The organism is Achromobacter sp. SIMBA_011 (genome assembly GCF_046535435.1).
GTDB lineage: Bacteria > Pseudomonadota > Gammaproteobacteria > Burkholderiales > Burkholderiaceae_B > Achromobacter > Achromobacter dolens.
In genome coordinates, this window is record NZ_JAWRWN010000751.1 from 1 (window position 1) to 258 (window position 258).

The 258-nt window shown below is 62.0% G+C and carries 1 protein-coding gene; it reads left to right on the forward strand.

Annotation, left to right across the window (positions count from 1 at the left end; translation table 11 throughout):
• A partial coding sequence (locus tag SB816_RS32990) for a TIGR02281 family clan AA aspartic protease (RefSeq protein ID WP_410548379.1) occupies window positions 1-258 on the forward strand: 258 nt, incomplete at both ends.

Consider the following 258-nt stretch of genomic DNA (forward strand, 5'->3'; position numbering starts at 1 on the left):
CCGGCCGCGCCGTGGTGGTAACGACCTCAGGTGGCGAACAGGAGATAATACTGCACAAATCGATGAGCGGTCACTTCGAGGCGAATGTCGGCGTCAACGGCAAGACCATCCACATGCTCGTCGACACCGGTGCAAGCTCCGTGGTGCTCGCCAATGCGGATGCGGCGACAATCGGCATCGATACAACGAGCCTGCGCTACACCGTACCTGTCATGACGGCGAACGGTCGAACGGCGGCGGCTCCCATCACCCTGTCGG